This window comes from Roseovarius sp. A46 (genome assembly GCF_004126395.1).
GTDB lineage: Bacteria > Pseudomonadota > Alphaproteobacteria > Rhodobacterales > Rhodobacteraceae > Roseovarius > Roseovarius nitratireducens.
Map to the genome: position 1 here is coordinate 1 of NZ_PVWS01000073.1, position 1,411 is coordinate 1,411.

1 protein-coding gene is annotated in these 1,411 nt (G+C 60.7%); it reads right to left on the bottom strand.

Annotated features, from left to right (window positions below; genetic code table 11):
• Nucleotides 1-189: 189 nt before the first annotated feature.
• Nucleotides 190-1,191 carry a type II CAAX endopeptidase family protein gene (locus tag C6W92_RS17435; protein WP_129435392.1) on the bottom strand — a complete coding sequence of 334 codons (1,002 nt, stop codon included), beginning with the start codon at nt 1,189-1,191 and terminating at the stop codon, nt 190-192.
• Nucleotides 1,192-1,411 lie beyond the last annotated feature (220 nt).

Here is a 1,411-nt window from a genome sequence, read left to right on the forward strand (position 1 = left end):
TGGCCTGTCCACCAACCGAGCGGCCGAAGCAGCCCGAAAGCCGCTGGAAACAAGCTGCCTGATGCCCGGCATGGCCCTCACATCGGCGCGTCGGCGCAGCAGAAGGCGTTGTTCAGACTTTCCTTGATTACCTCCATTTCTTGTCAGTGGCTCCTTGCGAAATCAGCGATCTCGCGGGCGACGTCCGTGTCATGTCCCAGCCAGATATGTCCGCCTTCCGGCCAGATCCTCAGTGTCGCATTCGGTATGCGATCGGCCAGGTGCCACGCGGTCTCGGCGGTTCGGAAGAGATCGTCTTCGCAGAACATGATCAGGGTCGGCACCGTAATATCCTGGTAGGCAGTCAGGGAGGGTGCCCCAGCCCAGACGCCATCTGTTCGCAACCCGTCCGTCTTGCGGCTGATGGGCAGAAGCCCATCGAGGATCAGGCTTGCGCGCCGCTGTTCCTCCGGTGAGTATCCACGTGTCCCAGGGCTGAGCGTCGGGCCAGAACGGGTTGATCAGTTGCCAGTGGAACAGCATCGGCCATAGCAAGCTGCCACCGGTACGGTTGAAAACTGGTGTCACCAGAACAGTTAGCACCACGTTGCCAAGGAAGAAGGGCAGAAAATTCCAGCCGCCGAAGACCGTTCCTGGAAGGTAGAAGGCGGGAAGATGCCAGAAACCCCAAGTGGCACCGATCAGCAAACCGGCCCAAATCGGTGCCATGTGGCGTTGAAGCAACGGTTGCAAGACCCCGCGCCATCCGAATTCCTCAATGGGGCCGAGGAACAGCATCATGACCATCACGGCCAGCACCGGTCGCGCGCCTTCTGGCGGCAGCGGTGCCAGGATCGGGCCACCCTTGATCAGCGATCCCGCGACGAATACTAGCGGCAAACCGAGCAGGATGAACGCCGTCCAACCTGCCGTGCTGCGCCAGAGCAGAAGCCGCGCCAGGAAGCGCCGGAGCCCCGTAGTGCCACCATGCCAGAGAACCACGACGAACGCGGCAATCGCAGGTGCCCAAGTCGCAAGGAAGAACAGCGGATGCGCCCCACTGATCTTGCCGAACCACGCTGCGGCGCGCTCCGGCAGAGCGATGTAGAGCCCGATTACCCCCCACGTGATTAGGAACGTGATCGCAAGGAAAGGGCCTACTGAAAAGGAGGGGATACCCCGAGGCCGCGTGACAGCCGGGTATCCATGCATCGGACCTCTCCCTGTCGAACGAGCGCGTGAACTTACACATGGTGGTTAGGCGAATTTCCCGCTGTCCGCGATGATATAGGTCAACCTCGGAAGTCTAAGGAACGTCTGAAAAACCTGCGACTTTCTGCCTAATCTGATAGGTTTGGGGCGTCCGCCAGAGGAGTCCTGCCGATGCCGAAACAGCCCGCCTTTCCCAGCCTGCGTGATGCGATGAAGAAGA

Coding starts and splice junctions, on each gene's coding strand:
- C6W92_RS17435 (WP_129435392.1), bottom strand. CDS start 1,191: ATGCATGGATACCCGGCTGTCACGCGGCCTCGGGGTATCCCCTCCTTT.